Source organism: Streptomyces coacervatus, assembly GCF_029223485.1.
Lineage (GTDB): Bacteria > Actinomycetota > Actinomycetes > Streptomycetales > Streptomycetaceae > Streptomyces > Streptomyces coacervatus.
The window spans coordinates 236359-260248 of record NZ_JARHTP010000003.1; the positions used below are offsets into that span (position 1 = coordinate 236359).

Below are 23890 nucleotides of genomic sequence, written 5' to 3' on the forward strand. Positions count from 1 at the left end.
TCAAGGCATCTTTACCTGTACTTGGAGCGAGCCGCTGCCACCTGGGTGAGCACCTGCTGGAGCACCTGGCTGCCGGGCGGCACGAGCGCCGGCTCGTACGTCCAGGCATGGCCGACCCAAGGGTCGGCGAGGTGGTCGTCGGGCAGCGGGGTGAGTCGCAGCAGCGAACGCCACAGGGGGTCGAGCAAAGGCCCGTAGCCGGCGGCCTCCTCGCGGTCCGCGACCATCATCAGGTGGACGCCCACGGCCGGGCCCTCGTCCGCGAGGTAGCGCAGCTGGGTCACGGCACGGTCGTCGAAGCCGTGCGGGAAGTCGTTGACGATCAGGAGCTGCTGGGCGGTGTCGAAGCCGGGCGGCAGCGAGTCGGCCGCACCGCCACGCACCGCCATCTGCACCAGGTCGACGCGCTGGGTGAGCCGGGTCAGGACGTCCGCCACCCCCGCCGCCCCCAGGGCGGGCGGGGTCGCGAGCACGCCGGTCTGCACGAGCGGCGCGAGCGGCTGAGCCCCGGAGCCGGCCGGGTCGATGACGTGCACGGTGAACTCGCCCGCCGGATGGACGGCGAGCAGCCGCGCCGCGAGCGTCACCGCGGTGTCCATCGCGAGGCGCCCCAGCTCATGGGCGTCCGCGAACGACTCGTCGAGTGATCCTGGGCGTCCGCTGTCGATCCACAGGCCGCGTTCGAGCGGCAGGCGGACCAGCATCGGGATGCGCAGCAGCTCGCTCTCGGGCAGGGAGAGATCGCCCAGGCGCAGGGCCATGGGCATCTCCATCGGCACCCGGTAGCCGTGCCAGACGGGGTTGTCCCAGTGCGCGTACGCGGGCGGCAGCGCGGGCTCGACGACCTCGGCCTCGGCGGTGAGCTGGGCGAGGTCCCGGTCGAGCGCCGCCCTGGCCTGGTCGACGAGCTGCACGTGCTTGGTGCGGGCCGCCTCGCGCGCGGCGTCGCCCTGTCCGCCGATCCTGCTGCGCGGATCGGACAGGGCCTGGTCGAGCTCCTTCTCCATGCGCGAGTCGGCGAAGTCGACGGCGCTGCGGTACGCGGCCGTGGTGCGGGCCAGGTCCTCGAACATGCCCCAGATCTGGTTGTACAGCCGCTCGTCCATGGACCAGCCGGTCGCGTCGCCCGCGAGGGGCTGCGCGGGCTGTCCCGGCTGGGCCGGGGGCGCGGTCGGCGGGGGCGGTGGCGGAGCGGCGGTCTGCTGGCCCGGGTGGCTGTAGCCGACCGGTCCTCCGGCGGTGGGCGGGGACGGCTGCGCGACCGTGGCAGAGTCCGCGGGGTATCCGGGCTGCGTGCCCTGCGGTCCGTACGGAGACGTGGGCTGTGGGGGTACGGGGCCGGGGGCGCCCTGAGGTGTCGCGGGGCCGCCCTGGTCGGGGCCGAGCGCCGGTGCGGCGGCCTGGCGTGTGCGGTCGCCGTCCGCCGTGCGCTGCGGAGGTGCCGGCACCGAGCGGGCCAGGCCCTGAGCCACCGCCTCGTTGATGGTGCCCGCGAGGCGATGGGCCTCGGGCAGGCCCTGGTCGGCGAAGAGCTCGGCGAGGCCGCCCGCGTACCCCTGGCCGACGGCACGCACCTTCCAGGCGCCCTGTCGCCGGTAGAGCTCCAGGGCGACGACGGCGGACTCGGCGTCCAGACCGGTGATCGTGTAGCTGGCGACTTCGGTGCCGTCGAGGCCGGTGACGGCGACGAAGGGGGCGGCGACGGTACCGAAGCGGACCGGGCCTCCCCCGCCTCCCGTGGGCAGGGCGAGCAGCACATTGACGCGGTGCACGGCCTCCGGCATGGCGTCCAGGTCCACCGCGAGACGGTGGTCGGCGGCCGCCTGCTTGGAGACCTCGAGCCCGGGCAGGGTGGAGGCGCCCGGGTGGGCCACCCATTCGACGCCGCGGGCCCTGCCGTTCTCGTCGCTGAGCGTGGCCGAGGCCACGATCGGTGTGCCGGCCGAGACCCGGATCTCGAGACGGGCGTGGGAGAGCGGGTGGTTCTGCCCCCGCACCAGCTCGGCCGTCATCGCCCTCGTCCCCCTGTGTCGCTGGTGTGTCGTGTCGTGTGCCGGCCAGGGCCTGCCTTCGGGGCAGGCCCTGGCCGGGTCGCCCTACAGGTGCGGCAGGATCGCCGGCATCAGGTCCTGGAAGGTGCGGCCGTTGGCCGGGGTGCCGATGGCCGTCATCGTCCAGCCCGGGCCCGAGCGGTGCACCTTCGCCATGATCTGGGCCGTGTAGGCGCCGCCGCCCGCCAGCGTGTAGCGGGCGAGTTCCTGGCCGTTGGTCTCGTCGACCAGACGGCAGAACGCGTTCTGCACCTCCTGGAAGGTCTGGCCCGTGAAGGAGTTCACGGTGAAGACGATCTGGTCGATGTGGACCGGGATGCGGGCCAGATCGACGAGGATCGCCTCGTCGTCGCCGCCCTGGCCGACACCGCCGACGAGGTTGTCACCGGTGTGGCGTACGGAGCCGTCGTCGCTCACCAGGTGGCGGAAGAAGACGACGTCGATCGGCTGCTTGTCCGCGAACAGGACGGCGGAGGCGTCCAGGTCGATCTCCCGGGTGCGCGAGCCGAACAGGCCGCGCCGGGGAGCCGCCTGCCAGCCGAGACCCATGCGGACCGCGGTCAGGCTGCCTCCGTCGTTCTTCTGCAGACTGATGGCCTGACCCTTGGTCATGTTGACGGTCACGCGCTGATTCCCCTCTCGAACTGTCCCCTGTTGCCGCAGAGTCCGCGGTTGACCAAAACCCTACGCAGGGCCGCCGACCGTGCCGCACCCCCACCCGTGCTTTGTGTCGGTCTTGCAACACAGAGCGCTTATGCCGAGGTCCGGGGAGGTCCGGCGGCGGCTGCGGGAGGTCAGGCCAGGCCCGCCTCCCTCATCTGGCGCAGCTCCTTCTTCATCTCGGAGACCTCGTCGCGCAGCCGGGCCGCGATCTCGAACTGGAGGTCGGCGGCGGCGGCGCGCATACGCGCCGTCATCTCCTCGATCTGGTCGGCGAGTTCGGCCGCGGGACGGTCGGTGGGAACCGTCTCCTTGGCCTTGGCCTTGCCCTTGGCGGACTTGGCTCCGCCGGCCGCCTTGCCGCCGAGGGCGGGCACGGGAGCCTTGGCGCCCTTTCCGTCCTTCAGCTTGCGGTAGCCCGAGCCGAGCAGCTGCTCCGTGTCGACGTCCTCGCGGGCGATCTGCGCGACGATGTCGTTGATCTTCTTGCGGAGCGGCTGGGGGTCGATGCCGTTCGCAGTGTTGTAGGCGACCTGCTTCTCCCGGCGGCGGTTGGTCTCCTCGATGGCCTTCTCCATCGCCGGGGTGATCTTGTCGGCGTACATGTGGACCTGGCCTGAGACATTGCGTGCGGCTCGGCCGATGGTCTGGATCAGGGAGGTGCCGGAGCGCAGGAAGCCTTCCTTGTCGGCGTCGAGGATGGCCACCAGGGACACCTCGGGCAGGTCGAGGCCCTCACGCAGGAGGTTGATGCCGACCAGGACGTCGAACTCGCCGGAGCGCAGTTCGCGCAGCAGCTCGACGCGGCGCAGCGTGTCGACGTCGCTGTGCAGATAGCGGACCTGGATGCCGAGTTCCAGGAAGTAGTCCGTGAGGTCCTCGGCCATCTTCTTGGTGAGGGTGGTGACCAGGACGCGCTCGTCCTTCTCGGTGCGCGTGCGGATCTCGTGCACCAGGTCGTCGATCTGACCCTCAGTGGGCTTGACCACGACCTCCGGGTCGATCAGGCCGGTGGGCCGGATGATCTGCTCCACGGCGCCGTCGGCGCGCGAGAGCTCGTACTTGCCCGGGGTCGCCGACAGATAGACCGTCTGCCCGATGCGCTCCTGGAACTCCTCCCACTTCAGCGGGCGGTTGTCGAGGGCGGAGGGCAGCCGGAAGCCATGGTCGACGAGGGTGCGCTTGCGGGAGGCGTCGCCCTCATACATGGCACCGATCTGCGGGACGGTGTTGTGCGATTCGTCGATGACGAGCAGGAAGTCGTCCGGGAAGTAGTCGATCAGGGTGTTCGGCGGGGAACCGGGCTCGCGGCCGTCGAAGTGCATCGAGTAGTTCTCGACGCCGGAGCAGGAGCCGATCTGGCGGAGCATCTCGAGGTCGTACGTCGTGCGCATCCTGAGGCGCTGGGCCTCCAGGAGCTTGCCCTGCTTCTCCAGCTCCGCAAGGCGCTCCCCGAGCTCCTTCTCGATGTCGTTGACGGCCCGCTCCATGCGCTCGGGGCCCGCGACGTAGTGGGAGGCAGGGAAGACGTACAGCTGCTCGTCGTCGCTGATGATCTCGCCGGTGAGCGGGTGGAGGGTGGAGAGGGCCTCGATCTCGTCGCCGAACATCTCGATGCGGACGGCGAGTTCCTCGTAGACCGGGAAGATCTCGATGGTGTCGCCGCGGACGCGGAAGGTGCCCCGGGTGAAAGCCAGGTCGTTGCGTGTGTACTGGATGTCGACGAAACGGCGCAGCAGCTGGTCGCGGTCCATCTCGTCGCCGACCTTGAGGGGGACCATGCGGTCCACGTACTCCTGCGGTGTGCCGAGGCCGTAGATGCAGGAGACCGAGGCGACCACGATGACGTCGCGGCGGGTGAGCAGCGAGTTGGTCGCGGAGTGGCGCAGGCGCTCGACCTCCTCGTTGATCGAGGAGTCCTTCTCGATGTAGGTGTCCGACTGGGGGACGTAGGCCTCGGGCTGGTAGTAGTCGTAGTACGAGACGAAGTACTCGACGGCGTTGTTCGGCAGCAGCTCGCGGAACTCGTTCGCCAGCTGGGCGGCCAGGGTCTTGTTCGGCGCCATGACAAGGGTGGGGCGCTGAAGCTTCTCGATCATCCACGCCGTGGTGGCGGACTTGCCGGTGCCGGTCGCGCCGAGCAGGACGACGTCCTTCTCGCCTGCCTCGATGCGCCGGGCGAGCTCGGCGATGGCCGTCGGCTGGTCGCCGCTGGGCTGGTAGGGGCTGACGACCTCGAAGGGCGCCACCGTGCGTTCGATGTTGGAAACGGGCCGCATGGAATCCACCGTACGACCCGGCACTGACAATGCGGGCCGATCAGCGGTTCTGCGGAGTGCGGGAGCTGCGTCGGCCGGGCTGCCGGGCCGGGCGGAGCTGGGGGCGGTGGGTCGGGTGGTGGACGGCGGGGTGGGCCGGGACTCCGGGCTTGTTCTCGACGGGGGTCAGGACGGGCTTGCCCATGACCATCAGCGGGTCGAACATGACGACCACGGCGGCGAGGAGGAGGAAGGCGAGCGGGCCGATCAGCATGGGCCACAGCAGCCCGGCGGCCGAGTCTCCGGAGGTTGGGGCGGTCGTGCCGTGGAGATGGACGCTGAGGGCTGCCATGCCCGTGTAGTGCATGCCGCTGACGGCGAGCCCCATGACGAGGCTCGCGCCCACGCTCCACAAAAACCCTCTGACCTGTCCGGCCGCCCACAGGGCGGCGGTCGCCGCGCCCATTGCTATGACGACGGAGGCCGCGACGGTCAGCGTGTTGTACTCCAGCTTTCCGTTCAGGCGCATTCCGGCCATGCCCAGATAGTGCATCGAGGCGATTCCCAGGCCGGTGATGGTGCCGCCGGTGAACAGGGCCGTTCCCTTCGCGCCTTTGTAGCCGACGATGAAGATCCCGACGCCCACCATGAGGATGGCGACCCCGAGGCTGGCGAACGTCGTCGCCTGGTCGTAGTGGATCGGCGCCTGCTTGACCGTGAACCCCATCATCGCGACGAAGTGCATGGTCCATATGCCGGAGCCGATGGCCGCCGCCCCGAGGGCCAGCCAGCCGGGCCGCCAGGAGTGCGCGACGAGCATGGATCTGGTCGTGCAGCGCAGACCCAGGGCGCCGCCGAGGCAGGCCATGAGATAGGCCACCAGCGGTGTGACGAGTCCGTAGCTGAATCCGTCGACCGTGCCTTGCATGCGCGGCTGCCCTTCCCGCCCTCTTACGTCCCGGAATTCCCTGAAATACGCCCCCTCCCAGGACCGCCCGAGCGGTCAGGGTTGAGGCAGAGAGTATGACCCCCACCAGAATGGTCGAACGATTTTCCGGCAAAGAAACACGTCGTTGCCTCAGTTGTGCGGCACCAGTGAGCGGACTTGGGCAACTCCATTCATTGTGTGGTCGTTCTGTACCCCGGCGTCGTTGACGCTCTGCTGTCACAGTTGAGCTGTCCGTGTTCATCCGACGCGAGGAGTACGCATGCACGCGCGCGCAGTCGCCGCCATCACCACCGCGCTCCTGGGGACCGCCGCCCTGCTACTGCCCGGCTCCGACGCCCGGGCCGGCGATATCGACGGGCGGCCCTTGGTCATCGGCCACCGAGGGGCCTCCGCCTACGCGCCCGAGAACACGCTGGTCTCCATCGACAAGGCGGCCCGGCTGGGCATCCCCTGGGTCGAGAACGACGTCCAGCGCACCAAGGACGGCGAGCTCGTCGTCATCCACGACGACAGCCTGCAGCGCACGACCGACGTGGAGAAGGTCTTTCCCGGCCGGACGTCCTGGAAGGTGAAGGACTTCACCGCGGCCGAGATCGCGCGCCTCGATGCGGGGAGTTGGTTCAGCCACCGGTACGCGGGCACGCGCGTGCCGACGCTGGAGCAGTACATGCGCCGTATCGAGCACAACCACCAGAAACTGCTCCTGGAGATCAAGAACCCGCAGCTGTACCCGGGCATCGAGCAGCAGACCCTGAAACTCCTCAGCAATGAGGGCTGGCTCGACCGGCAGCACCTGGCCGACCGGCTGATCGTGCAGAGCTTCAGCGCGGACAGCCTGCGGATCGTCCACGACCTGAAGCCGGCCGTCCATACGGCCTTCCTCGGTACGCCGCGCATCTCAGAGCTGGCCGCGTATGCGCGCTTCACCGACGGGGTCAATCCCTCGTTCGGCTCGATCTCGACGGGTTACGTCTCCGCCGTGCACGCCTTCAAGGGACCGCATGGTAAACCGCTCAACGTCTTCACATGGACCGTCAACGACGCGGGCACCGCCTGGCGGGCCACCCGGTACGGCGTGGACGGCATCATCACCAACGAGCCCGACGTGGTCGAGACCGAGCTGCAGGAGCCCTGAGCCCCGCTCCCCCGGCGTTGTCAGTGCCGGGTCGTACGGTGGGCGCATGGACAGCGATGGGCAGTACGAACAGCAGGTCGTGTGGGCCGTGGTCGGCACCGGGATCGGTCCGCTGCTGCTGGCCGCGACCCGCGAAGGCCTGGTCAACGTCGTGTTCCACGCCACGGACGCGGTGCGCGACAAGGCGCTCGAGCGGCTGGTGTCGCGGCTGGGCTGCGAGCCCGTCGAGGCACCCGACTCGCCGCTGCTGGCCGAGGCGATAGGGCAGGTCCGGGCGTACTTCGCGGGCGAGCGGCGCGATTTCGAGCTGCCGCTGGACTGGTCGCTGATCTCGGGCTTCAACCGGCAGGTGCTGCGCGAGCTGGCCTCCGGCGTCCCGTACGGCGCGGTGGTGGGCTATGGCGACCTCGCCGGGCGGGTGGGCCAGCCGGGGGCGGCCCAGGCGGTGGGGGTGGCGATGGGGTCCAATCCGCTGCCGGTCGTCGTGCCCTGTCACCGGGTCGTGGAGAGCGACGGGGGCATCGGCGGGTTCGGAGGCGGGCTGGAGACGAAGCGCAAGCTGCTCGCGTTGGAGGGGGTGCTGCCCGAGCCCCTGTTCTGAGACACGGGCTCTGGGGGCGCGCGAAGGGTGGTCGGGAAGCGGAGGCGGTAGCAGACTCCGCCATGCGCACAGCCACTGGCATCCGAAGGCTCGGAGCCGAAGGGACGGCGATCACGCATGAGCGGAAACAGGGCAGTCGCGTATCTCAAGCCGGGCGCGGTGGAAGTCAGGACCATCGACTACCCGACGCTCGAACTCCAGGACGGGCCGGGGGTCGCACCGGAGAACGTCGGCCGCAAGTGCCGGCACGGTGTGATCCTCAAGGTGCTCGCCACCAACATCTGCGGAAGCGACCAGCACATGGTGCGCGGGCGGACGACCGCGCCGGAGGGGCTGGCGCTCGGACACGAGATCACCGGAGAGGTCGTCGAGCGGGGTCCGGACGTCGAGTTCCTCGACGTCGGCGACATCGTCTCCGTACCGTTCAACATCGCCTGCGGGCGGTGCCGCAACTGCAAGGAGCGCAAGACCGGCATCTGTCTGAACGTCAACCCGGCCCGCCCCGGGGCGGCATACGGCTATGTCGACATGGGCGGCTGGGTCGGCGGCCAGGCCGAGTACGCCATGGTCCCGTACGCGGACTTCAACCTGCTGAAGTTCCCCGACCGGGACGAGGCGCGCGAGAAGCTGCTCGATCTGACCATGCTGTCGGACATCTTCCCGACCGGCTTCCACGGCGTGGTCAGCTCGGGCGCCGGTGTCGGTTCGACGGTGTACATCGCCGGGGCGGGCCCGGTCGGTCTGGCGGCGGCCGCATCGGCGCAGCTGCTGGGTGCCGCCGTGGTCATCGTCGGCGACCTCAATGCCGAACGCCTCGCGCAGGCGCGGAGCTTCGGCTGCGAGACCGTCGATGTCTCGCAGGGCGGCGTCGAGGACCAGCTCGCGCAGATCCTCGGGGAGCCGGAGGTGGACGCGGCGGTCGACGCGGTCGGCTTCGAGGCCCGGGCTCACGGCCCGGACACCCCCGAGGCGCCCGCGACAGTGCTCAACTCGCTGATGGGCATCACGCGCGCGGGCGGTGCGCTGGGTATCCCCGGGCTGTATGTCACGGACGACCCCGGCGGGATCGACGAGGACGCGAAGTCCGGGACGCTGAAGGTGCGCCTCGGTCTCGGCTGGGCCAAGAGCCACCACTTCACGACCGGACAGTGCCCGGTGATGAAGTACCACCGGAGCCTGATGATGGCGATCCTGCACGGGCGTGTGCACATCGCCAAGGCGGTCAACGCGACCGTCATCGGCCTGGAGGACGCACCACGCGGTTACGCCGAGTTCGACCAGGGCGCCGGCCGCAAGTACGTACTCGATCCGCATGGGGCGCTGAACGGCGTACGGCCCGTGTGAGCAAGGTGGTGCCCACGCGCGCACAAGCGTGTGGGCACCCTCGCTAGTCGTAGTGCCGGGCCTCGAAGACGTTTCCGTCCGGGTCCCGGAAGTAGAAGCTGCGCGTGGCATTTCCGCGGGCGCCGTAGGAGTCGTACGACAACTCGGAGACGGGTACGGTGCGTTCCTCCAGGCGGCTGCGCAGGGCGTCGAAGTCGTCGCCGGGCAGGGCCAGGCAGACATGGTTGACGGGGTGGCCCGCGCTGTCGGCTGCGTCGGGGAGCATTTTCATGTGCTCCGCCATGGAGTGGGGCATGAGGTCGAGGATGGTCTCGTCGTTGAGCCGGACCGAGGGGAACGACGCCTTTCCCGAGGAGAACTCGGTGATCCTCAGGGGCCGAAGTCCGACCGCCTTCTCGTAGAAGTCGGCCGCGGCGACCGGGTCGCGCACCCACAGGACGACATGGTCGAGACGTGTCGTGTTGTCCGTCATGTTCTTCAGGCTGGTGCCGTCGCCCACGGTCCGCAAGGGTCTGGCCGCGGCCGCCGCCCGAAGGACCACTCGCAGGGCTACGCCTTGCGCCCCCACGCCGAGATCATCGGGGCCGTGGCCAGCTCCATCCCTCCGGCCTCGATGTTCGCGCAGGCCGGGGAGGTGAGAGGGAAGTACGCATAGGCCTCGACGCTGCGCAGGCCGGCCTCGCGGAGCAGGCGTGGGAGGCGGCGCCCCGGTCGGCGAGCAGCCGGCGGAAGCCGTGCCGCAGACGGTCGGCGAGTCGTTGCTCGGGGCCGTGCTCGTCGGGGCAGACCAGGGGCTGCAGGGCGGGGTCGGCGTCCTCGATCAGAAGCCGGCCGCTGGGGCGCAGGGCTTTGATCATCGACCGCAACGCCCGTTCGCGGTCCGGCACATGGACGAGGACGAGCCGGGCATGCACCAGGTCGAAGCCCTCGCCCGGCGGTTCCTCGGCGCTCACGTCGTGGACGTGCACCTCCACCGGCGGGCGGGCCACGGAGGCGAGCAGGGACGTGTCGATGTCGGTGGCGACGACCTGTCCGGTCGGACCGACCTTCTCGGCCGGCCAGGACACCACGGAGGTGCCGCCCGCGCCGACCTCCCAGCAGCGCCGGCCGGAGCCGATGCCGAGCCGTTCGAGGTGCCTGAAGGTGGTGGGGTCGAAAAGGGTGGCGACGGCGACGCGGTGCCTCGTCGTCTGCGCCGGGACGGCCGGCCTTCTTCCGTCAGCGGCCTCTCCGCAGGCCGGTCGTCCACAGGCGGGAACCAAACGGAATGCCCTGCTCCCACAGGCTCACCCGCCCCTTACACAGACCTGGCAAACTGGCGCGCCAAGGCACAGACAGGCGGCTCACCACCTGGCGAACCGCGAACGGCGCATCGAGCCCGGAGATCCACGCAAGGAGATCCAGATGTCCATGGCAGGGAATCTGCGGAAGGTCACGCACCTCGGCAAGGTCGGCGGCCTGCGCAAGGTGGCACGGCTGGCCCGGCGGCGCCCGCGCGTCGACCTGAGTCACCCGGCCCGGTCCCCGCTGGGCTCCTCGGTGGTGAACTGCGTTACGTACCGGGACGGCGTGCGGGTGCCGGAGGGCAGTGATCTGGTCGACGCCGTGAAACGGGTGCGGAAGAACGGTGACGGGTTTGTGTGGCTGGGCCTGCACGAGCCGACGGACCAGGAGTTCGCGGGCATCGCCGAGCTCTTCGACCTGCATCCGCTGGCGGTCGAGGACGCGATCGAGGCCCATCAGCGCCCGAAGCTGGAGCGGTACGGCGAGACGCTGTTCGCGGTGTTCAAGACGGTCTGCTACGTCGAGCACGAGGAGCTGACGGCGACGAGCGAGGTGGTGAACACCGGCGAGATCATGGTGTTCGTCGGTGAGGACTTCGTGATCACGGTCCGGCACGGGATGCATGGTTCGCTGGGCCCGCTGCGCGAGGGGCTGGAGTCCGACCCGCAGCAGCTCGCAAAGGGGCCGGCCGCGGTGCTGCACGCGATCGCGGACCATGTGGTCGACGACTATCTGCTCGTCACCGACTCGGTGCAGGCGGACATCGACCAGGTGGAGATGGACGTGTTCGCGGAGAACGGCGCGCGGGCCGATCCGGGCCGGATCTACCAGCTCAAGCGTGAACTCCTGGAGCTGAAGCGGGCCGTCGTCCCCCTCGGCCGCCCGGTCGAGGACCTCGCGACCCGGCCGATCCGGGTGGTCGACCCGGAGATACAGGCCTACTTCAGGGACGTCCTCGACCACCTCATGCGGGCGAAGGAGCAGATCGCCGCCTTCGACGAGCTGCTCAACTCGATCCTGCAGGCCCACCTCGCGCAGGTCACGGTCGCGCAGAACGAGGACATGCGGAAGATCACGGCCTGGGCCGCGGTGATCGCCGTACCGACCATGGTCTGCGGTGTGTACGGCATGAACTTCGACAACATGCCGGAGCTGCACTGGAGGTTCGGGTACCCCCTGGTCATAGGCGTGATGTCGGTGGCGTGCCTGGTGCTGTACCGCGGTTTCCGGCGCAGCGGCTGGCTGTGACGAGCCCTGTCGGGCAGGTCAGCGTGTGGTGCCCGGCGCGTACACGCTGTGGGCGAAGTCGGCGATCTGCTCCTCCGTCAGATGCTGGGCCAGGTCGGCCTCGCTGATCATGCCGACGAGCCGCTTGTTCTCGATGACGGGGAGCCGGCGGATCTGGTGGTCCCGCATCTCGCGGAGCACATCACCGACGTCGGCGTTCGCCTCGATCCAGCGGGGGGTGCCGTGGGCCATCTCGCCTGCGGTGACCTTGGCCGGGTCGTGACCCATGGCCACGCAGCCGATGACGATGTCGCGGTCGGTGAGGATGCCGCAGAGCCGCTCGTTCTGGTCGCTGATGGGCAGGGCCCCGACGTTCAGTTCGCGCATCAGCTGGGCCGCGCGGTCCAGTGTTTCGTGGGCGGGGATCCACTGGGCGCCACGGTGCATGATGTCTGAGGCGGTGGTCATGGAGTACCTCCCGGGTGCCGGAAGGCCGGCGCGGCGCGGGAACGCACCGCTGGTCCCGTAGTCCCGGCGCCCTACATTCTCGCCGCGCGGCCCGCCCCGTGCACCCGGAACCCCGCGGTAACGAGCAGCCGGGGAGCGCCGGGTCTGTCGATCAGCCCCTCCACGCCGGATGACGGGGGTCGTCGGCCCGTACCAGGACGTCGGCCACGCCGGCCGGGTCGGTCTCCTCCGCGTAGCGCTCGAAGGCGGGGAGCGTCCAGTGGTCGGCCTCCGGGGTGCGGCGGCGGAGGGCGCCGGGTGAGAGAAGGACGTGGACGGTCAGGTCGAAGGGGAACCAGTGGCGCAGCAGGAGGGGGCCGTGCAGCAACAGGAAGCCGCCGGGCGGGAGTTGGGCATAGGGAGTGCGGGTGGCGCGGTCGGTGACCGGGTCCCACAGGTCGGGCAGGACGCGTCCGTCACCGCCGGATTCGAGGGGGCCGAACACCTCGCGCCACAGGGCGCCGGTGTCCAACCAGCCGTCGTAATAGGCGTCGACGTCCCGGTGGCCGTACTCGAGGCGGAGCGAGGCCGGCCGCAGGAAGCCCTCCGCGCCGACGGTCAGCGAGGGGCGGCCGCGTACGCGCAGGGCCTCGGCGACGCGCGCGGCGAGGTCTCCCGGGCGCGCCGCCGGGGCGCCGTCGAACGCTATGCGGGGCCAGGAGCTGCCGTCGGCCGGCTTGAGGTCGAGCAGGCGCTCGGCCAGGAGGTCGCCGAGCCGGTCCCAGGTGATCGCTTCGAGTCGCACATGGCCCATGATGCGCCGGCCGTGGACCGGGATGCGCCTCGCACCTGCGGGAGGGCGGCGTGGAGGAGGGACGGCGGGCGAGGGTGCAGAGGGCGTGATTTCGCGGTAGTCCACAGTGCTGTCGGGGGGAATGAAGCATCTATGGCACGTCTTGCAACTCCTGCGTCCCGCACCGGGCTTGTCGTCTTCCAGCCGCTCAAGAGACGGCACTGCGGAGAGTGCCATGCAGGGCCGTTGCCGCTGCTCGTGCTGGAGGAGGGGGCGCCGCGCTGTCTCGACTGTGCCGACCTCGGGCATCTGGTGTTCCTGCCGCGCGGCGACACGGCGCTGACCCGGCGGTCGCGGGAGGAGAGTGCGCTGTCGGCGGTCGTGGTGCGCTTCAACCGGCGCAAATCGCGCTACGAGCGGCAGGGCATCCTGGTCGAGGAGGCGGGGCTCGCCCGGGCCGAGCAGCGGTGCCTGGCGGACGCGGAGGCGCGGCGACGGCGCCGGGTGCGGGACGCCCGGCGGCGGGCCGCGGAGGACCTGCGGTTCACGGAGGCGTTCGCGGCGGAGATACGGCGGCTGTTTCCCGGGTGCCCGGCGGAGCGGGCCCGGGTGATCGCGGCGCATGCATCAGTGCGGGGCAGCGGGCGGGTGGGCCGGAGCGCGGCGGGGCAGGCACTGTCCGAGGGGGCGGTGGTCTCGGCGGTCACGGCGTCCGTACGGCATGTGGACACGCCGTACGACCAACTGCTGATGAGCGGAGTGCCGCGGCATGAGGCGCGGCGGCGGATCGGGGCGGGGGTGGAGACGGTGTTGCGGGGGTGGCGATCGGGAAGGGCGAGGGTCGGTTGAGGGAGGGCGGGGCTGTTGGCCGAGGTCGGAGGTTGTCGGCGGAGGGTGGAGGTTGTTGGCGCAAGGGAGGTCCATTGACGCATGACCGGGGTCGGTCCATGAAAGGCCAAGGGGCGTTGCGCTCGTGGCGGGCCGGTGGATCATGGCTGGACGCTTGCGCATGCGCCCGCGCTGTTCGGCCATGGTCACTGTGCTCGTACGGGATATCACTTGTGGTGACGGGAGGCGCCGGGGAAGATCTCGGCTCGACGGGGGAGTTGACGACATGATCGATGGACCGTACTTCTGGCTGACGGTGCTGGGTGTGCTCGGGACCGGTCTGGTGGCCGGGGTTTTCTGCGGCTTCTCGACGTTTGTGATGAAGGGGCTGGCCGCGCTGCCGCCGGCGCAGGGTGTGGCCGCGATGAACGCGATCAATGTGACCGCGGTGATGCCGGCGTTCATGCTCGTGTTCGTGGGGTCGGCGGTGCTGTGCGCGGTGCTCGCCGTGGTGACGTTCGTGCTGTGGCCGGACGACGGGAGAGTGGAGCTGCTGGTGGGCAGCGCGCTGTATCTGTTCGGCTCGTTCGGGGTGACCATGGTCGCGAACGTGCCGCGCAACGACGCGCTGCTCAAGCTGGACCCGGGCACCCCGGAGGCGGCCGCGTACTGGCCGTCGTACATACGCGAGTGGACGTTCTGGAATCACGTCCGGATGGTCGCCTCGGCCGGTTCGGCGGTGGCGTATGTGCTGGCGCTGACCTGAGAGGGCTGAGCGACAGCTGAGAGGTTCCGGGCGGGCGCTGGGGGAATCCTGAGAAAGGCGGGGCGGAAAGCGCTGTCCGTCCCCTCTGCGCAGATGGCCGGGTAGTCGTATCGTGGCCGAAAGAGTGCCGCCCGATGACGCACGGCTCGTCGCATGCGTAGGCAAGGAAGACGGCCATGGCCGATCCCAAGGGATTCATGACCACGCCTCGCCAGGACTGGCCCCGTCGACCGGTCGCGGAGCGGGTCCGGGACTGGGACGAGGTCTATGTCCCCGGGGCGCTGCTGCCCATCATCAACAAGCAGGCCGACCGCTGCATGGACTGCGGCATCCCGTTCTGCCACGACGCCTGTCCGCTGGGCAATCTGATCCCCGAGTGGAACGACCTGGTCAGCCGTGACGACTGGCGGCAGGCGGCCGACCGGCTGCATGCGACGAACAACTTCCCCGAGTTCACCGGGCGGTTGTGTCCCGCGCCCTGCGAGGCGGGCTGTGTGCTCGCCATCAACCAGCCCGCGGTCACCATCAAGAACGTCGAGGTCGCCATCGCGGACCAGGCCTGGGAGCGGGGGTTCGCCCCGCCGCGGCCGCCGGACCGGCTGTCCGGGCGGACCGTCGCGGTGATCGGGTCGGGGCCCACCGGGCTGGCGGCGGCGCAGCAGCTGACGCGGGCGGGGCACACCGTCGCCGTGTATGAGAAGGACGACCGGCTCGGGGGGCTGATGCGGTACGGCATCCCCGAGTTCAAGATGGAGAAGCACCATCTGGACCGGCGGCTGGAGCAGATGCGGGCCGAGGGGACCAAGTTCCGTACGTCGACGGCGGTCGGGCGGGATGTCGGGGCGGCGGAGCTGCGGGCGCGGTACGACGCCGTGGTGATCGCGACGGGGGCGACCGCGTGGCGTGAACTGCCCGTGTCGGGACGGGAGTTGGCCGGAATACAGCAGGCCATGGAGTATCTGCCGCTGTCCAACCGGGTGCGTGAAGGGGACTTGGAGAGCTCCCCGATGTCCGCCGCCGGGAAGCACGTCGTCATCGTCGGCGGCGGTGACACGGGGGCGGACTGTCTGGGGACCGCGGTGCGTGAAGGTGCCGCGTCCGTCACACAGTTGGACATCTACGCCCAGCCCGGCGCCGGGCGCGACGAGGACGCCGAGCCCTGGCCGACGTACCCGAAGATCTACCGGCTGTCGGCGGCGCACGAGGAGGCGCGGGATCTGGAGACGGCGCCGGCGGCGGACGCGGACGCGCGGCTGTTCGCGGCGTCCACGCTCCGCTTCACCGGCGACGAGGACGGGCATGTGCGGTCGTTGCACCTGGTCGAGGTGGACGCGCGGCGGCGCCCGCTGGCGGGCACCGGGCGGACGCTCCCCGCCGACCTCGTGCTGCTCGCGCTCGGTTTCTCCGGACCGGACCGGGAGGACGGGCTCGTCGACCAGCTGGGGCTGGCGATGGAGCCTCGCGGGACGATCACCCGGGACGCCGGGTTCGCGACGAACGTGCCCGGCGTGTTCGCGGCCGGGGATGCCGCACGGGGGCAGTCGCTGATCGTGTGGGCGATAGCGGAGGGGCGGGCGGTGGCGGCGGCCGTCGACCGGCATCTGACGGGGAGTTCACGGCTGCCGGCGCCGATCGGGCCGTACGACCGGCCCATGACGGTGTAGCCCGGCGGCTCCCGTGCGGCCCGAAGGTCAGGACCTGTCCGACGGATCAGCTCGGCGTCGCGGGCCCTGGCACGGCCCCAAGAGGCGAACCCCCATGCCCCCGCTCCGGGCGGCCGAGACGCGCCGCACCTTGTAGCCGACCTGCCCCGCCGACCTGCCCCGCCGGCCAGGCCCTAGCGGCGGGTCCGCTCGTCCGTGCCTGCCACCTTGCCCGTCGAGATCGCCACCCGGTTCCAGGTGTTGATAGTGAGGATCAGGGCGAGCACATGGGCCAGTTCCTGCTCGTCGAAGTGGGCCGCGGCCTGCGCGTAGACCTCGTCCGGGACACCGGCGTCGGCCACCAGCGTCACCGCCTCCGTGAGGGCGAGAGCGGCCTTTTCGCGCTCGGTGAAGAAGTGGCGGGCCTCGCGCCAGACGGCCACCATGTGCAGCCGGTCCTCGCTCTCGCCGGCCTTGCGGGCGTCGCCCGTGTGCATGTGCAGGCAGTAGGCGCAGTGGTTGAGGTGCGAGGCGCGGATCTGGATCAGTTCCACCAGGGCAGGGTCGAGGCCCTCGCGGGCGGCGGCGTCGAAGCCGATGAGGGCGCGGAAGACCTTCGGGGCGGACTTCGCGAAGTCCAGGCGGGTCTTTTCGGCCACGGCCGCGGCTAGGGGAATATTCGTCGTGTTCGTCGTCATGTGCTTCAACCTACGCAGTGGAAAGACCCACGTTAGGGTGCATTTTCATGGCAAAATCATGGGTCAATTCCGCCGAGCGGATCGGGGCGGACCTGCATCTCCAGCTGGCCGAGGCAGGTGGGCGGCGTGCCGCGCTCATCGGGGCGTTGCGCGAGGCCGTGCGCGATGGGCGGCTCGCTCCCGGCACCCGGCTGCCCCCGTACCGCTCGCTCGCCGCCGACCTCGGTGTCGCCCGCAACACGGTGGCCGACGCGTACGCGGAGCTCGTCGCGGAGGGCTGGCTGACCGCCCGTCAGGGCTCGGGCACCCGGGTGGCAGACCGTGCCGAACCCCTGCGGCAGGCGGAGGGGGCGCCCAGAACGTCGCCTCCACGCGCGCGTGGCCCTCGCCACGATCTGCGCCAGGGCACCCCGGATGCGTCCTCGTTCCCGCGTACGGCCTGGCTCGCGTCCTATCGGCGGGCCCTGCAGCAGGCGCCCAACGAGGTGTTCGGCCCCGGTGATCCCGCCGGCCTGATCGAGCTGAGGGAGGCGCTCACGGAGTATCTGGCACGCGCGCGTGGTGTACGCACCGAGCCGGACCGGATCGTGATCTGCTCCGGTTTCGCGCACGGGCTGCGGCTGCTCTTCGGCGGCCGGGACCGGGTTCTCGCCGGGCCGCTGGCCGTGGAGGCGTACGGGCTGCCGTTCCACCGGGAGCTGCTCGCGACCGCGGGCGTGCGGACCGTATCGCTCCCCCTGGACGAACAGGGCGCGCGCGTCGACCGGTTGGCGCGGGAGCGGGCCGTTCTGCTCACGCCCGCGCACCAGTTCCCGACCGGTGGGCCGCTGCACGCGGAGCGCCGGGCCGCGGTGGTGGACTGGGCACGCGCGCGTGGAGGGGTCGTGGTGGAGGACGACTACGACGGGGAGTTCCGTTACGACCGCAGGCCTGTCGGGGCCGTCCAGGGGCTCGACCCCGAGCAGGTGATCCTCATCGGATCGGTCAGCAAGAGCCTTTCACCGGCCGTACGCCTGGGCTGGATGGTGCTGCCCGGTCGGTACGTCGACGGTGTGCTCGCGGCCAAGGGCGAGCGGGAGGCGTGGGCGAGCGTCCTCGACCAGCTGAGCCTTGCCGACTTCATCGTCTCCGGCTCGTACGACCGTCATGTACGGAGGATGCGGCAGCGGTACCGGAGCCGCCGCGACCGCCTCGTCGCGGCGCTCGCCGCGCACGCCCCGCACATCGAGGTCACCGGGGTCGCGGCGGGCCTGCACGCGGTGCTGCGGCTGCCGCCCGGCACGGAACGGTCCGCCCTCAAGGCCGCCGCCTGGCAGGGCCTCGCCCTGGACGGGCTGGCCGAATTCCGGCACCCAGCAACGGACATGGCGGCCCGGGACGGCCTGGTCGTGGGGTATGCGACACCCTCCGAGCATGCGTACGGGGCGGCGTTGGAGGCACTGTGCCGGGTGCTGCCGCCGAAGGCGGACAGCGGCCTGCCGGTGTCGATCTCAACCATTAATCGATGATTCATCATTTTAAAACAACACATCACGACAGCAGGAAGTCCGCCACCCCCGCCTTGGCTCCCTCGATGAACGCCGTCATCTCGTCGGTGGTGTAGATCAGCGCCGGCCCGTCCGGGTCGGTGGACTGGCGGACGGCGATCCGGCCGTCGGCGAGCTTCATCGCCTCCAGGCAGTTGCCGCCGTTGCCGCCGCTCCACGGCCTGAGCCAGCCCTCGCTGCCCAACTCCCGTGCGGGCATCCCGTTGTAGACGTGTTTGCGCGGCTTGATGCGATCCATTCACAACTCCTTGCGGAGATCATCGAGGATCTCCTTCGTGCGATGTGCCGTAGCGGCCTGCGCCGCCATGCGGTCCATGACCTCGAGGTGGGCGGCCACCTCGGCGCGCGCGTCGAGATAGACGGCGCCGGTCAGGTACTCGCTGTAGACCATGTCCGGCAGTTCTGACATGGCAAATCGGAACAGCACGAAGGGCCCGTACGTGCCGGGGTGCGGCCCGCCCGCGAAGGGCGCCACCTGCACGGTCACATTGGGCAGCTTCGTGGCCTCGAGCAGTCTCTCGATCTGGGCACGCATCACCTCCGGGCCGCCGACCGGGCGGCGCAGCGCGGTCTCGTCCATGACGGCCCAGAAGCGCGGCGCGTCCTGACGGGTGAGCAGTTCCTGGCGTTGTATGCGCAGGGCGACATGGCGCTCGATGTCTTCGGGACTGGTCTGGCCGACCGCGCCCGACCGCAGGACTCCGCGCATGTACTCCTCGGTCTGCAGCAGGCCGGGGACGAAGTGGGGGTCGTAGGAGCGGATCAGGCTCGCGGCGCCCTCCAGGCTGACGTACATGGAGAACCAGCCGGGCAGGATGTCGTGGAACCGCTGCCACCAGCCGGGCCTGTTGGCCTCCTCGGCCAGCTGTACGAAGACATCGGCCTCCTCGGCGGAGACGCCGTAGGACTTCAGGAGCAGCTGCAGGTAGGGGATTTTGAGGGCGACCTCCGCCATTTCCATGCGGCGGACGGTGGCGGGGGCGACGCGGAGGATACGGGCGGCTTCCTCGCGTTTGAGGCCGGCGTGCTCCCGCAGGTCCAACAGACGGCGGCCGAGAACGACTTGACCGACCGTCGGCGCGGACCGCGGCTCGCTCACGCTCCACCTCCCGTGGCCGCTGAGAATCCAAAAGGCATGCTGACAGCCATACGGCGCCATTCGAAGACCTATTCGAAGATCTGTACGGTTTCGTACGGGTCTCCGTTGATCCCAACTGGCGCCGTTTGACGTGCTGTTGCGAGCAGTGTGCCACGGCCTTCCACATCATCACAGGCCACTCTGCAATTTTCAGAGTGACACTTGCCAAGTGTTCACGCCGGGGCGATAGTGGCAAGCGTGATTCCGTCCGCGCGCTTAGCAACAGACGCCGCCGAAGGCCGCCCCCACAGCTTCGGTACACGCCCCGCAGGGGCCGCTGCCGAGCGCCGGTTCCGCTTCGAGCTGGCCGCACACCCGGCTTCTCCCGCGCAGGCCAGACGCCTGACGAGGGCCCGGCTGAACGTCTGGTCGGTGTGCGAGGACATCTGCGACACCGCGACTCTGGTGATCTCCGAGCTGGTCACCAACGCCCTCGTGCACACGGCGAGCAGCCACATCGTCTGCGAGCTGCACGACGGCGACGAGCTGGTGCGCATAGCTGTGCGTGACCAAGGTTGCGCATCGGGTGAGCCCCATGCGTCGCGGGCGCGGCGGGAGGAGGAGCACGGGAGGGGATTGCTCCTCATCGACGCGCTCTGCGACGCATGGGGCACTCATGAACACGGCCCCGGGCTGCTGGTCTGGGCGGAGCTTCCACGCAAGGCCGACACCCCTCTTCATGACTGCGGGCCCTGCAACGACCTGGGCTGGGGATCCCGCCCCAAGCCGGGCCCGGCCGACGGTTCGGGCGACGAGGACGAAGCGGACGCACGACACGGGCAGGACATGCGACACGGGCAGTACGGGACGGGGGCCGCATGGCGGTGAGGCCTGTGTCCGGCGGCCGGGTGCTGAGCCTGGACACACTGGTCCGCCTCCGGCGCGGACTGCACACGCCGGGCACGCCCCGGCGCCTTCCCGTGCCCGACGGCATGACGGCCCCGATGGGCTGCGACGCGGTGGAGGTGCCCTCCCGCTTCGGCCCACAGCTACTGTCCCGGCTGCCGCGCGTGGGATGCGTGTACGCCGACGCTGCGCACTGGTGGTGGCTCGTCCCGTCCGACTCGGACTACGCACTGGAATGGCCGACGCCCGCACAGTACGCCGCCGGGGCGATGGTTCCGGACGCCCCGGCGGTCCCCGATCTCATCCACCGGCCGAGCGGCACGCTCCCCTACACCCCGCCCATCCCGCTGTACCTGGCGCTGTGCCGGGTGACGGGGACGACCCCGACGTGGTCACGGCCGGCCGTCGCATGACCCCCGTGATTGCGTAAACATCGCGCTCTTCCAGGGCGTACGCCCGCGCGCTCGCCCCTCTGAGACATGCGCTCTCCCCCGAAGGAGCCGGTCCCGCGATAGTGGCCGTTCGTCGACGTGCATCGGGGGAGACCGACGGTGGCGAAATCACAGGGCTCGGGTCGGCGGGGGAAAGCACTGCGCTCGGATGGGCGGGGGAAACGGCGCGGCGAGGACACGCCCGAGGTCTCCGAGTCTGAACAGCTGCTCTTCGGGGGGCCGTTGCGCTACGACATGGGCTGGAGCCAGCACCAGAACGCGTTTCTGGAGCTGAACGTCCGGGCCATGGTGACGCGGCTGCCGGCCCTGCTGGGGTCGAGTTTCCGCCTTGCCTGGCAGGCCGACCGGCGGGCGGCGCGGATCGTGCTGGCTGCCGAGGCGGGCCGGGGTGCGGCGCAGGCGGTGAGTCTGCTCGCCATGAACAGTGTGCTGGGCCGGCTGATCAGCGGTGGCGCGATCGGGGACCGGCTGCGCGGCGCCGTACCGGTGCTGACCACCCTGGCCGCCGTGACCCTGTTCTCGGCGCTGCTTCGGGCCGCCTCGACGTATGCGACCGGGCGCCTGGAGCCCAAGGTGGAGCGGGTGGCCACCGAGCGGTATCTGGAGCGGGCGGCGGCCGTGGAGCTGTCCGCGATCGAGGACCACGCCTTCCACAAGCTGCTGGACACCGCGCAGTACGGCGCCGGATCGGCGCGGCGGATGATCTCGTACGCCACGCGCGCGGTGAACGCACTGATCTCGCTGGTTGCGGCCGCGGGCGTGCTGACGGTGCTGCATCCGGCGCTGCTTCCGCTGCTCGTGACGATGACGCTGCCCAGCGCGTGGAGCGCGCTGACGAACGCCCGGCGGCGCTACGAGTCCTGGCACACATGGGTGCAGCACGCCCGGGCCGGACAGCTGATCAGCGGTCTGCTCACCGAGCCCGCGGCGGCGCCCGAGATCCGCGTCCACGGCGTCGGCCCCTTCCTGCTGCGGCACTTCCGGGCCATGGCGGAGACGGCGGAAGGCGAGCAGGCGCGGCTGGCCCGGCTGGCGGCGCGCACCGGGCTGATCGCGGGAGCCTGGACGGGCCTGGCGACCGTGGCGACGTACGCGACGCTCGGCGGGCTGCTGCTCGGCGGGGCGATGGCGCTGTCGGTGGCGGGCACCGCGGTGATCGCGATCCGGACCGGGTCGTCGAGCCTGGACAACATGGTCCTGGCCGTCAACTCGCTGCACGAGGAAGCCCTGTTCGTCGGGGATCTGCAGAAGCTGTACGTCGAGGCGGCGCAGCGGGCGATCCCCGTCGGCGGCGCCCCGCTGCCCGAGGACCCGCGGGAGATCCGCTTCGAGAACGTCACGTTCAGCTACCCGGGTGAGTCCGCCCGCCCGGCCCTCGACGACGTCACCCTCACGCTCCCGCTCGGCCGGATCGTGGCGCTGGTCGGCGAGAACGGCTCCGGCAAGACGACCCTGGTCAAGCTGCTCGCGGGCCTGTACAAGCCGGACGGGGGCCGGATCCTGTGGGACGGCGTGGACGCGGCGACCGCGGACCGGCATCAGCTCGCCGAGCGGGTCGCGATGCTGGCGCAGGACTTCAAGCGGTGGCCGTTCACCGCCCGCGTCAATGTCGCCGTCGGCCGCTCCTCGGCGCCCCTGACCGAGGAGCGCTTGGCCGAGTCACTCACCGAGGCCGGGGCCGAGGAGGTGGTGGAGGACCTGCCGCGCGGCCTGGACACCCTGCTGGCCCGCAACTTCAGCGGCGGCCACGAGCTGTCCGGCGGCCAGTGGCAGCGGCTCGGCATCGCGCGGGCGGCCTACCGGCGCGGCCGCATCCTGGTCGTGGACGAGCCGACGGCGGCCCTGGACGCACGGGCCGAGCTGGAGGTCTTCGAGAAGATCCGCGCCCTGGCCTCGGCCGGCCAGACCGTCGTGCTGATCACCCACCGGCTGGCGTCGGTGCGTCACGCGGACCTGGTGCACGTCCTGGAGCAGGGCCGTCTCGCGGAGTCCGGGACCCCGGAGGAGCTGCTGGCGAGCGGCGGTATCTACGCGGAGCTGTACTCGCTCCAGGCCGAGCAGTTCACGACGCCGGTGCCGAAGGCCGGATGAGCGGACGCCGATGCGCAGCGGTCACGCGACCGCGTCGACGGTCGCCTCGCCGCGGACGACCACGAGGAACGTGTCCGTCGCAAGGTCCATGACGACCTCGGCGGCCATCCCTTCCAGGCGCCGCGCATGCGCGAACTCCTCAGCCGGCCACGATCCCCGCGGCCCGCCCGCGGGAAAGCGTTCGAGCACTGTTCGCCCGTTCACCATCCTGCACCTCCAGAAAGCGTCGTACTTGTAGGAGTTAACGCCTTCCAGGGGCCGAACGCCTCGCTCAGTTGCCGGACTGAGACGTAGTTGACACGCGTTCACCGCGGAGTGTGAGGATCCGGTCACTTAGTGAAGATCCCCGTCACTCTTCGACTACTTTCTGTTTCATTCCTCGTACTCGTCGTGATACCGGACGTGCTCACTGCCCGCGGGCGCCCCGAGGGAGGACGCGCGTCCCGTGGGCTCCTCCCACTCCTCCTGCCGGCCCAGCGCGGTCAGATCCAGGAAGCTGGTGGTCGAGCCGAGCCCGTCCAGACCGCGCTCGTATGTCGAGTAGGTGTGGAACACCCGCTCCCCGTCCCGCAGGAAACAGCTGACGCCGGGCCGCTCGACCGGCTCCCCCGCGCGCTCCAGGGTCACCTCGAAGTCGCGGTTGAAGTCGCTGCCGTACGAGGAGTACCAGGGCACCGTCCACCCCATCCGCGCCTTGAACGGCAGGATCTTTGTGTACGGCGCCCGGGAGACGGCCGCGAACGTCGTCCCCCGCGCCTTCAGATGCGCCAAATGCCCGATCTGGTCCAGGAACCCCGAGCAGCTGCGGCAGCCGGCGTCCCACTCGGGCGCGAACATGAAGTGGTGGACGACAAGTTGCGGCCGCCCGTCGAACAGGTCGGGCAGGGTGGCCTTCCCGTCGCCGCCCTCGAAAACGTACTCCTTGACCACCTCGACCATGGGCAGCCTGCGCCGCTCGGCATTGAGGGCGTCACGCGCGCGCGTGGCCGCCTTCTCCTTGACGAGCAGCTCCTCGCGTACGGCACGCCACTGCTCGCGCAAGACGATCTCCGGAAGCGACATGGCCCCTCCTGTGCAACGGTCCGCTGTGGGTAGTGACTGGAGGCGAGGGCGGAACTCATCGCTGCCGTGG

Annotated in this window: 23 protein-coding genes and 1 pseudogene; 11 read left to right on the forward strand and 13 right to left on the reverse strand. The window is 70.4% G+C overall.

Translation table 11 applies throughout. The annotated features are described in order from the left end of the window. Window positions 1-11: 11 nt before the first annotated feature. The 4 genes from P2Q00_RS08610 to P2Q00_RS08625 all read right to left on the reverse strand — a co-directional run bounded on the left by P2Q00_RS08610 (window position 12) and on the right by P2Q00_RS08625 (window position 5897). Window positions 12-2012 carry a TerD family protein gene (locus P2Q00_RS08610; RefSeq protein WP_275771137.1) on the reverse strand — a complete coding sequence of 667 codons (2001 nt, stop codon included), beginning with the start codon at window positions 2010-2012 and terminating at the stop codon, window positions 12-14. An 84-nt stretch (window positions 2013-2096) separates the two neighbouring features. Continuing rightward, window positions 2097-2675, reverse strand: a complete 579-nt coding sequence (locus P2Q00_RS08615) for a TerD family protein (protein ID WP_275771139.1) — start codon at window positions 2673-2675, stop codon at window positions 2097-2099. Window positions 2676-2845: 170 nt separating this feature from the next. Then, window positions 2846-4990 carry an excinuclease ABC subunit UvrB gene (gene uvrB, locus P2Q00_RS08620; RefSeq protein WP_275771140.1) on the reverse strand — a complete coding sequence of 715 codons (2145 nt, stop codon included), beginning with the start codon at window positions 4988-4990 and terminating at the stop codon, window positions 2846-2848. Between the two features lie 40 nt (window positions 4991-5030). Continuing rightward, window positions 5031-5897, reverse strand: a complete 867-nt coding sequence (locus P2Q00_RS08625; RefSeq protein ID WP_275771142.1) for an MHYT domain-containing protein — start codon at window positions 5895-5897, stop codon at window positions 5031-5033. 280 nt (window positions 5898-6177) lie between these two features. Between P2Q00_RS08625 and P2Q00_RS08630 the strand changes: the two genes are divergently transcribed. The 3 genes from P2Q00_RS08630 (at window position 6178) to fdhA (ending at window position 8998) form a co-directional block, all read left to right on the forward strand. Beyond that, complete coding sequence (locus P2Q00_RS08630; RefSeq protein ID WP_275771144.1) at window positions 6178-7053, forward strand: glycerophosphodiester phosphodiesterase; 876 nt, start codon at window positions 6178-6180, stop codon at window positions 7051-7053. A gap of 46 nt (window positions 7054-7099) precedes the next feature. Further along, window positions 7100-7654 carry a methylated-DNA--[protein]-cysteine S-methyltransferase gene (locus P2Q00_RS08635; protein WP_275771145.1) on the forward strand — a complete coding sequence of 185 codons (555 nt, stop codon included), beginning with the start codon at window positions 7100-7102 and terminating at the stop codon, window positions 7652-7654. A gap of 117 nt (window positions 7655-7771) precedes the next feature. Continuing rightward, on the forward strand, window positions 7772-8998 hold the full coding sequence (gene fdhA / locus P2Q00_RS08640) for a formaldehyde dehydrogenase, glutathione-independent (RefSeq protein WP_275771147.1): 1227 nt from the start codon (window positions 7772-7774) through the stop codon (window positions 8996-8998). 43 nt (window positions 8999-9041) lie between these two features. Here the strand turns inward: fdhA and P2Q00_RS08645 are convergent, their stop codons facing one another. Continuing rightward, the gene (locus tag P2Q00_RS08645; protein WP_275771858.1) at window positions 9042-9470 is read right to left on the reverse strand and encodes a VOC family protein; all 429 of its coding nucleotides are present in this window, start codon (window positions 9468-9470) and stop codon (window positions 9042-9044) included. A gap of 77 nt (window positions 9471-9547) precedes the next feature. Next, window positions 9548-10260 (reverse strand): annotated as a pseudogene (locus tag P2Q00_RS08650) (class I SAM-dependent methyltransferase). A 142-nt stretch (window positions 10261-10402) separates the two neighbouring features. On the opposite strand from P2Q00_RS08650, the gene P2Q00_RS08655 reads away from it, so the two are divergent. Then, window positions 10403-11530, forward strand: coding sequence for a magnesium and cobalt transport protein CorA (locus P2Q00_RS08655; RefSeq protein ID WP_275771148.1), 1128 nt, complete (start codon window positions 10403-10405; stop codon window positions 11528-11530). A gap of 18 nt (window positions 11531-11548) precedes the next feature. Here P2Q00_RS08655 and P2Q00_RS08660 read toward each other — a convergent pair whose 3' ends face one another. Beyond that, window positions 11549-11977, reverse strand: a complete 429-nt coding sequence (locus tag P2Q00_RS08660; RefSeq protein ID WP_275771150.1) for a CBS domain-containing protein — start codon at window positions 11975-11977, stop codon at window positions 11549-11551. Between the two features lie 151 nt (window positions 11978-12128). Beyond that, on the reverse strand, window positions 12129-12770 hold the full coding sequence (locus P2Q00_RS08665) for a nucleoside/nucleotide kinase family protein (protein WP_275771153.1): 642 nt from the start codon (window positions 12768-12770) through the stop codon (window positions 12129-12131). 132 nt (window positions 12771-12902) lie between these two features. Here P2Q00_RS08665 and P2Q00_RS08670 point away from each other — a divergent pair, with 132 nt between their 5' ends. From P2Q00_RS08670 to P2Q00_RS08680, 3 genes are all read left to right on the forward strand, one after another. After that, window positions 12903-13598 (forward strand): DUF2293 domain-containing protein, encoded by a 696-nt coding sequence (locus P2Q00_RS08670; protein WP_275771155.1) that lies wholly within the window; start codon window positions 12903-12905, stop codon window positions 13596-13598. 265 nt (window positions 13599-13863) lie between these two features. Next, window positions 13864-14343, forward strand: coding sequence for an anthrone oxygenase family protein (locus P2Q00_RS08675; RefSeq protein ID WP_275771157.1), 480 nt, complete (start codon window positions 13864-13866; stop codon window positions 14341-14343). A 176-nt stretch (window positions 14344-14519) separates the two neighbouring features. Beyond that, window positions 14520-16007 carry a glutamate synthase subunit beta gene (locus P2Q00_RS08680; protein ID WP_275771158.1) on the forward strand — a complete coding sequence of 496 codons (1488 nt, stop codon included), beginning with the start codon at window positions 14520-14522 and terminating at the stop codon, window positions 16005-16007. Between the two features lie 173 nt (window positions 16008-16180). On the opposite strand, the gene P2Q00_RS08685 is transcribed toward P2Q00_RS08680, so the two are convergent. After that, a complete protein-coding gene (locus P2Q00_RS08685; protein WP_275771159.1) occupies window positions 16181-16684 on the reverse strand; it encodes a carboxymuconolactone decarboxylase family protein in 504 nt (167 codons plus the stop codon). A gap of 47 nt (window positions 16685-16731) precedes the next feature. Between P2Q00_RS08685 and pdxR the strand changes: the two genes are divergently transcribed. Next, window positions 16732-18192, forward strand: coding sequence for a MocR-like pyridoxine biosynthesis transcription factor PdxR (pdxR, locus tag P2Q00_RS08690; RefSeq protein WP_275771160.1), 1461 nt, complete (start codon window positions 16732-16734; stop codon window positions 18190-18192). 22 nt (window positions 18193-18214) lie between these two features. Here pdxR and P2Q00_RS08695 read toward each other — a convergent pair whose 3' ends face one another. Next, on the reverse strand, window positions 18215-18469 hold the full coding sequence (locus tag P2Q00_RS08695) for a DUF397 domain-containing protein (protein WP_275771161.1): 255 nt from the start codon (window positions 18467-18469) through the stop codon (window positions 18215-18217). After that, window positions 18470-19330 (reverse strand): Sco1979 family transcriptional regulator, encoded by an 861-nt coding sequence (locus P2Q00_RS08700; protein WP_275771163.1) that lies wholly within the window; start codon window positions 19328-19330, stop codon window positions 18470-18472. It lies immediately after the preceding gene. A 228-nt stretch (window positions 19331-19558) separates the two neighbouring features. On the opposite strand from P2Q00_RS08700, the gene P2Q00_RS08705 reads away from it, so the two are divergent. The 3 genes from P2Q00_RS08705 to P2Q00_RS08715 all read left to right on the forward strand — a co-directional run bounded on the left by P2Q00_RS08705 (window position 19559) and on the right by P2Q00_RS08715 (window position 22758). Next, window positions 19559-20197, forward strand: coding sequence for an ATP-binding protein (locus P2Q00_RS08705; protein WP_275771165.1), 639 nt, complete (start codon window positions 19559-19561; stop codon window positions 20195-20197). Then, window positions 20188-20628, forward strand: a complete 441-nt coding sequence (locus P2Q00_RS08710; RefSeq protein ID WP_275771167.1) for a hypothetical protein — start codon at window positions 20188-20190, stop codon at window positions 20626-20628. Before P2Q00_RS08705 ends, P2Q00_RS08710 begins: the two co-directional genes overlap by 10 nt. Before the next feature lie 273 nt (window positions 20629-20901). Next, the gene (locus P2Q00_RS08715; protein ID WP_275771860.1) at window positions 20902-22758 is read left to right on the forward strand and encodes an ABC transporter ATP-binding protein; all 1857 of its coding nucleotides are present in this window, start codon (window positions 20902-20904) and stop codon (window positions 22756-22758) included. Between the two features lie 21 nt (window positions 22759-22779). On the opposite strand, the gene P2Q00_RS08720 is transcribed toward P2Q00_RS08715, so the two are convergent. After that, entirely contained in the window at window positions 22780-22965 is a 186-nt protein-coding gene (locus P2Q00_RS08720; RefSeq protein ID WP_275771169.1) for a DUF8839 family protein, read from the reverse strand. A 165-nt stretch (window positions 22966-23130) separates the two neighbouring features. Beyond that, a complete protein-coding gene (locus P2Q00_RS08725; protein ID WP_275771171.1) occupies window positions 23131-23820 on the reverse strand; it encodes a DUF899 domain-containing protein in 690 nt (229 codons plus the stop codon). Window positions 23821-23890 lie beyond the last annotated feature (70 nt).

Bases quoted from the DNA above. Each gene is read 5' to 3' on its own strand.
- P2Q00_RS08670 (WP_275771155.1), top strand. From the start codon at position 12,903: ATGGCACGTCTTGCAACTCCTGCGTCCCGCACCGGGCTTGTCGTCTTC.
- P2Q00_RS08695 (WP_275771161.1), bottom strand. From the start codon at position 18,469: ATGGATCGCATCAAGCCGCGCAAACACGTCTACAACGGGATGCCCGCA.
- fdhA (WP_275771147.1), top strand. From the start codon at position 7,772: ATGAGCGGAAACAGGGCAGTCGCGTATCTCAAGCCGGGCGCGGTGGAA.
- P2Q00_RS08645 (WP_275771858.1), bottom strand. From the start codon at position 9,470: ATGACGGACAACACGACACGTCTCGACCATGTCGTCCTGTGGGTGCGC.
- P2Q00_RS08660 (WP_275771150.1), bottom strand. From the start codon at position 11,977: ATGACCACCGCCTCAGACATCATGCACCGTGGCGCCCAGTGGATCCCC.
- P2Q00_RS08710 (WP_275771167.1), top strand. From the start codon at position 20,188: ATGGCGGTGAGGCCTGTGTCCGGCGGCCGGGTGCTGAGCCTGGACACA.
- P2Q00_RS08725 (WP_275771171.1), bottom strand. From the start codon at position 23,820: ATGTCGCTTCCGGAGATCGTCTTGCGCGAGCAGTGGCGTGCCGTACGC.
- P2Q00_RS08720 (WP_275771169.1), bottom strand. From the start codon at position 22,965: ATGGTGAACGGGCGAACAGTGCTCGAACGCTTTCCCGCGGGCGGGCCG.
- P2Q00_RS08680 (WP_275771158.1), top strand. From the start codon at position 14,520: ATGGCCGATCCCAAGGGATTCATGACCACGCCTCGCCAGGACTGGCCC.
- uvrB (WP_275771140.1), bottom strand. From the start codon at position 4,990: ATGCGGCCCGTTTCCAACATCGAACGCACGGTGGCGCCCTTCGAGGTC.
- P2Q00_RS08665 (WP_275771153.1), bottom strand. From the start codon at position 12,770: ATGGGCCATGTGCGACTCGAAGCGATCACCTGGGACCGGCTCGGCGAC.
- P2Q00_RS08655 (WP_275771148.1), top strand. From the start codon at position 10,403: ATGTCCATGGCAGGGAATCTGCGGAAGGTCACGCACCTCGGCAAGGTC.
- P2Q00_RS08715 (WP_275771860.1), top strand. From the start codon at position 20,902: ATGGGCTGGAGCCAGCACCAGAACGCGTTTCTGGAGCTGAACGTCCGG.
- P2Q00_RS08685 (WP_275771159.1), bottom strand. From the start codon at position 16,684: ATGACGACGAACACGACGAATATTCCCCTAGCCGCGGCCGTGGCCGAA.
- pdxR (WP_275771160.1), top strand. From the start codon at position 16,732: ATGGCAAAATCATGGGTCAATTCCGCCGAGCGGATCGGGGCGGACCTG.
- P2Q00_RS08675 (WP_275771157.1), top strand. From the start codon at position 13,864: ATGATCGATGGACCGTACTTCTGGCTGACGGTGCTGGGTGTGCTCGGG.
- P2Q00_RS08610 (WP_275771137.1), bottom strand. From the start codon at position 2,012: ATGACGGCCGAGCTGGTGCGGGGGCAGAACCACCCGCTCTCCCACGCC.
- P2Q00_RS08635 (WP_275771145.1), top strand. From the start codon at position 7,100: ATGGACAGCGATGGGCAGTACGAACAGCAGGTCGTGTGGGCCGTGGTC.
- P2Q00_RS08625 (WP_275771142.1), bottom strand. From the start codon at position 5,897: ATGCAAGGCACGGTCGACGGATTCAGCTACGGACTCGTCACACCGCTG.
- P2Q00_RS08630 (WP_275771144.1), top strand. From the start codon at position 6,178: ATGCACGCGCGCGCAGTCGCCGCCATCACCACCGCGCTCCTGGGGACC.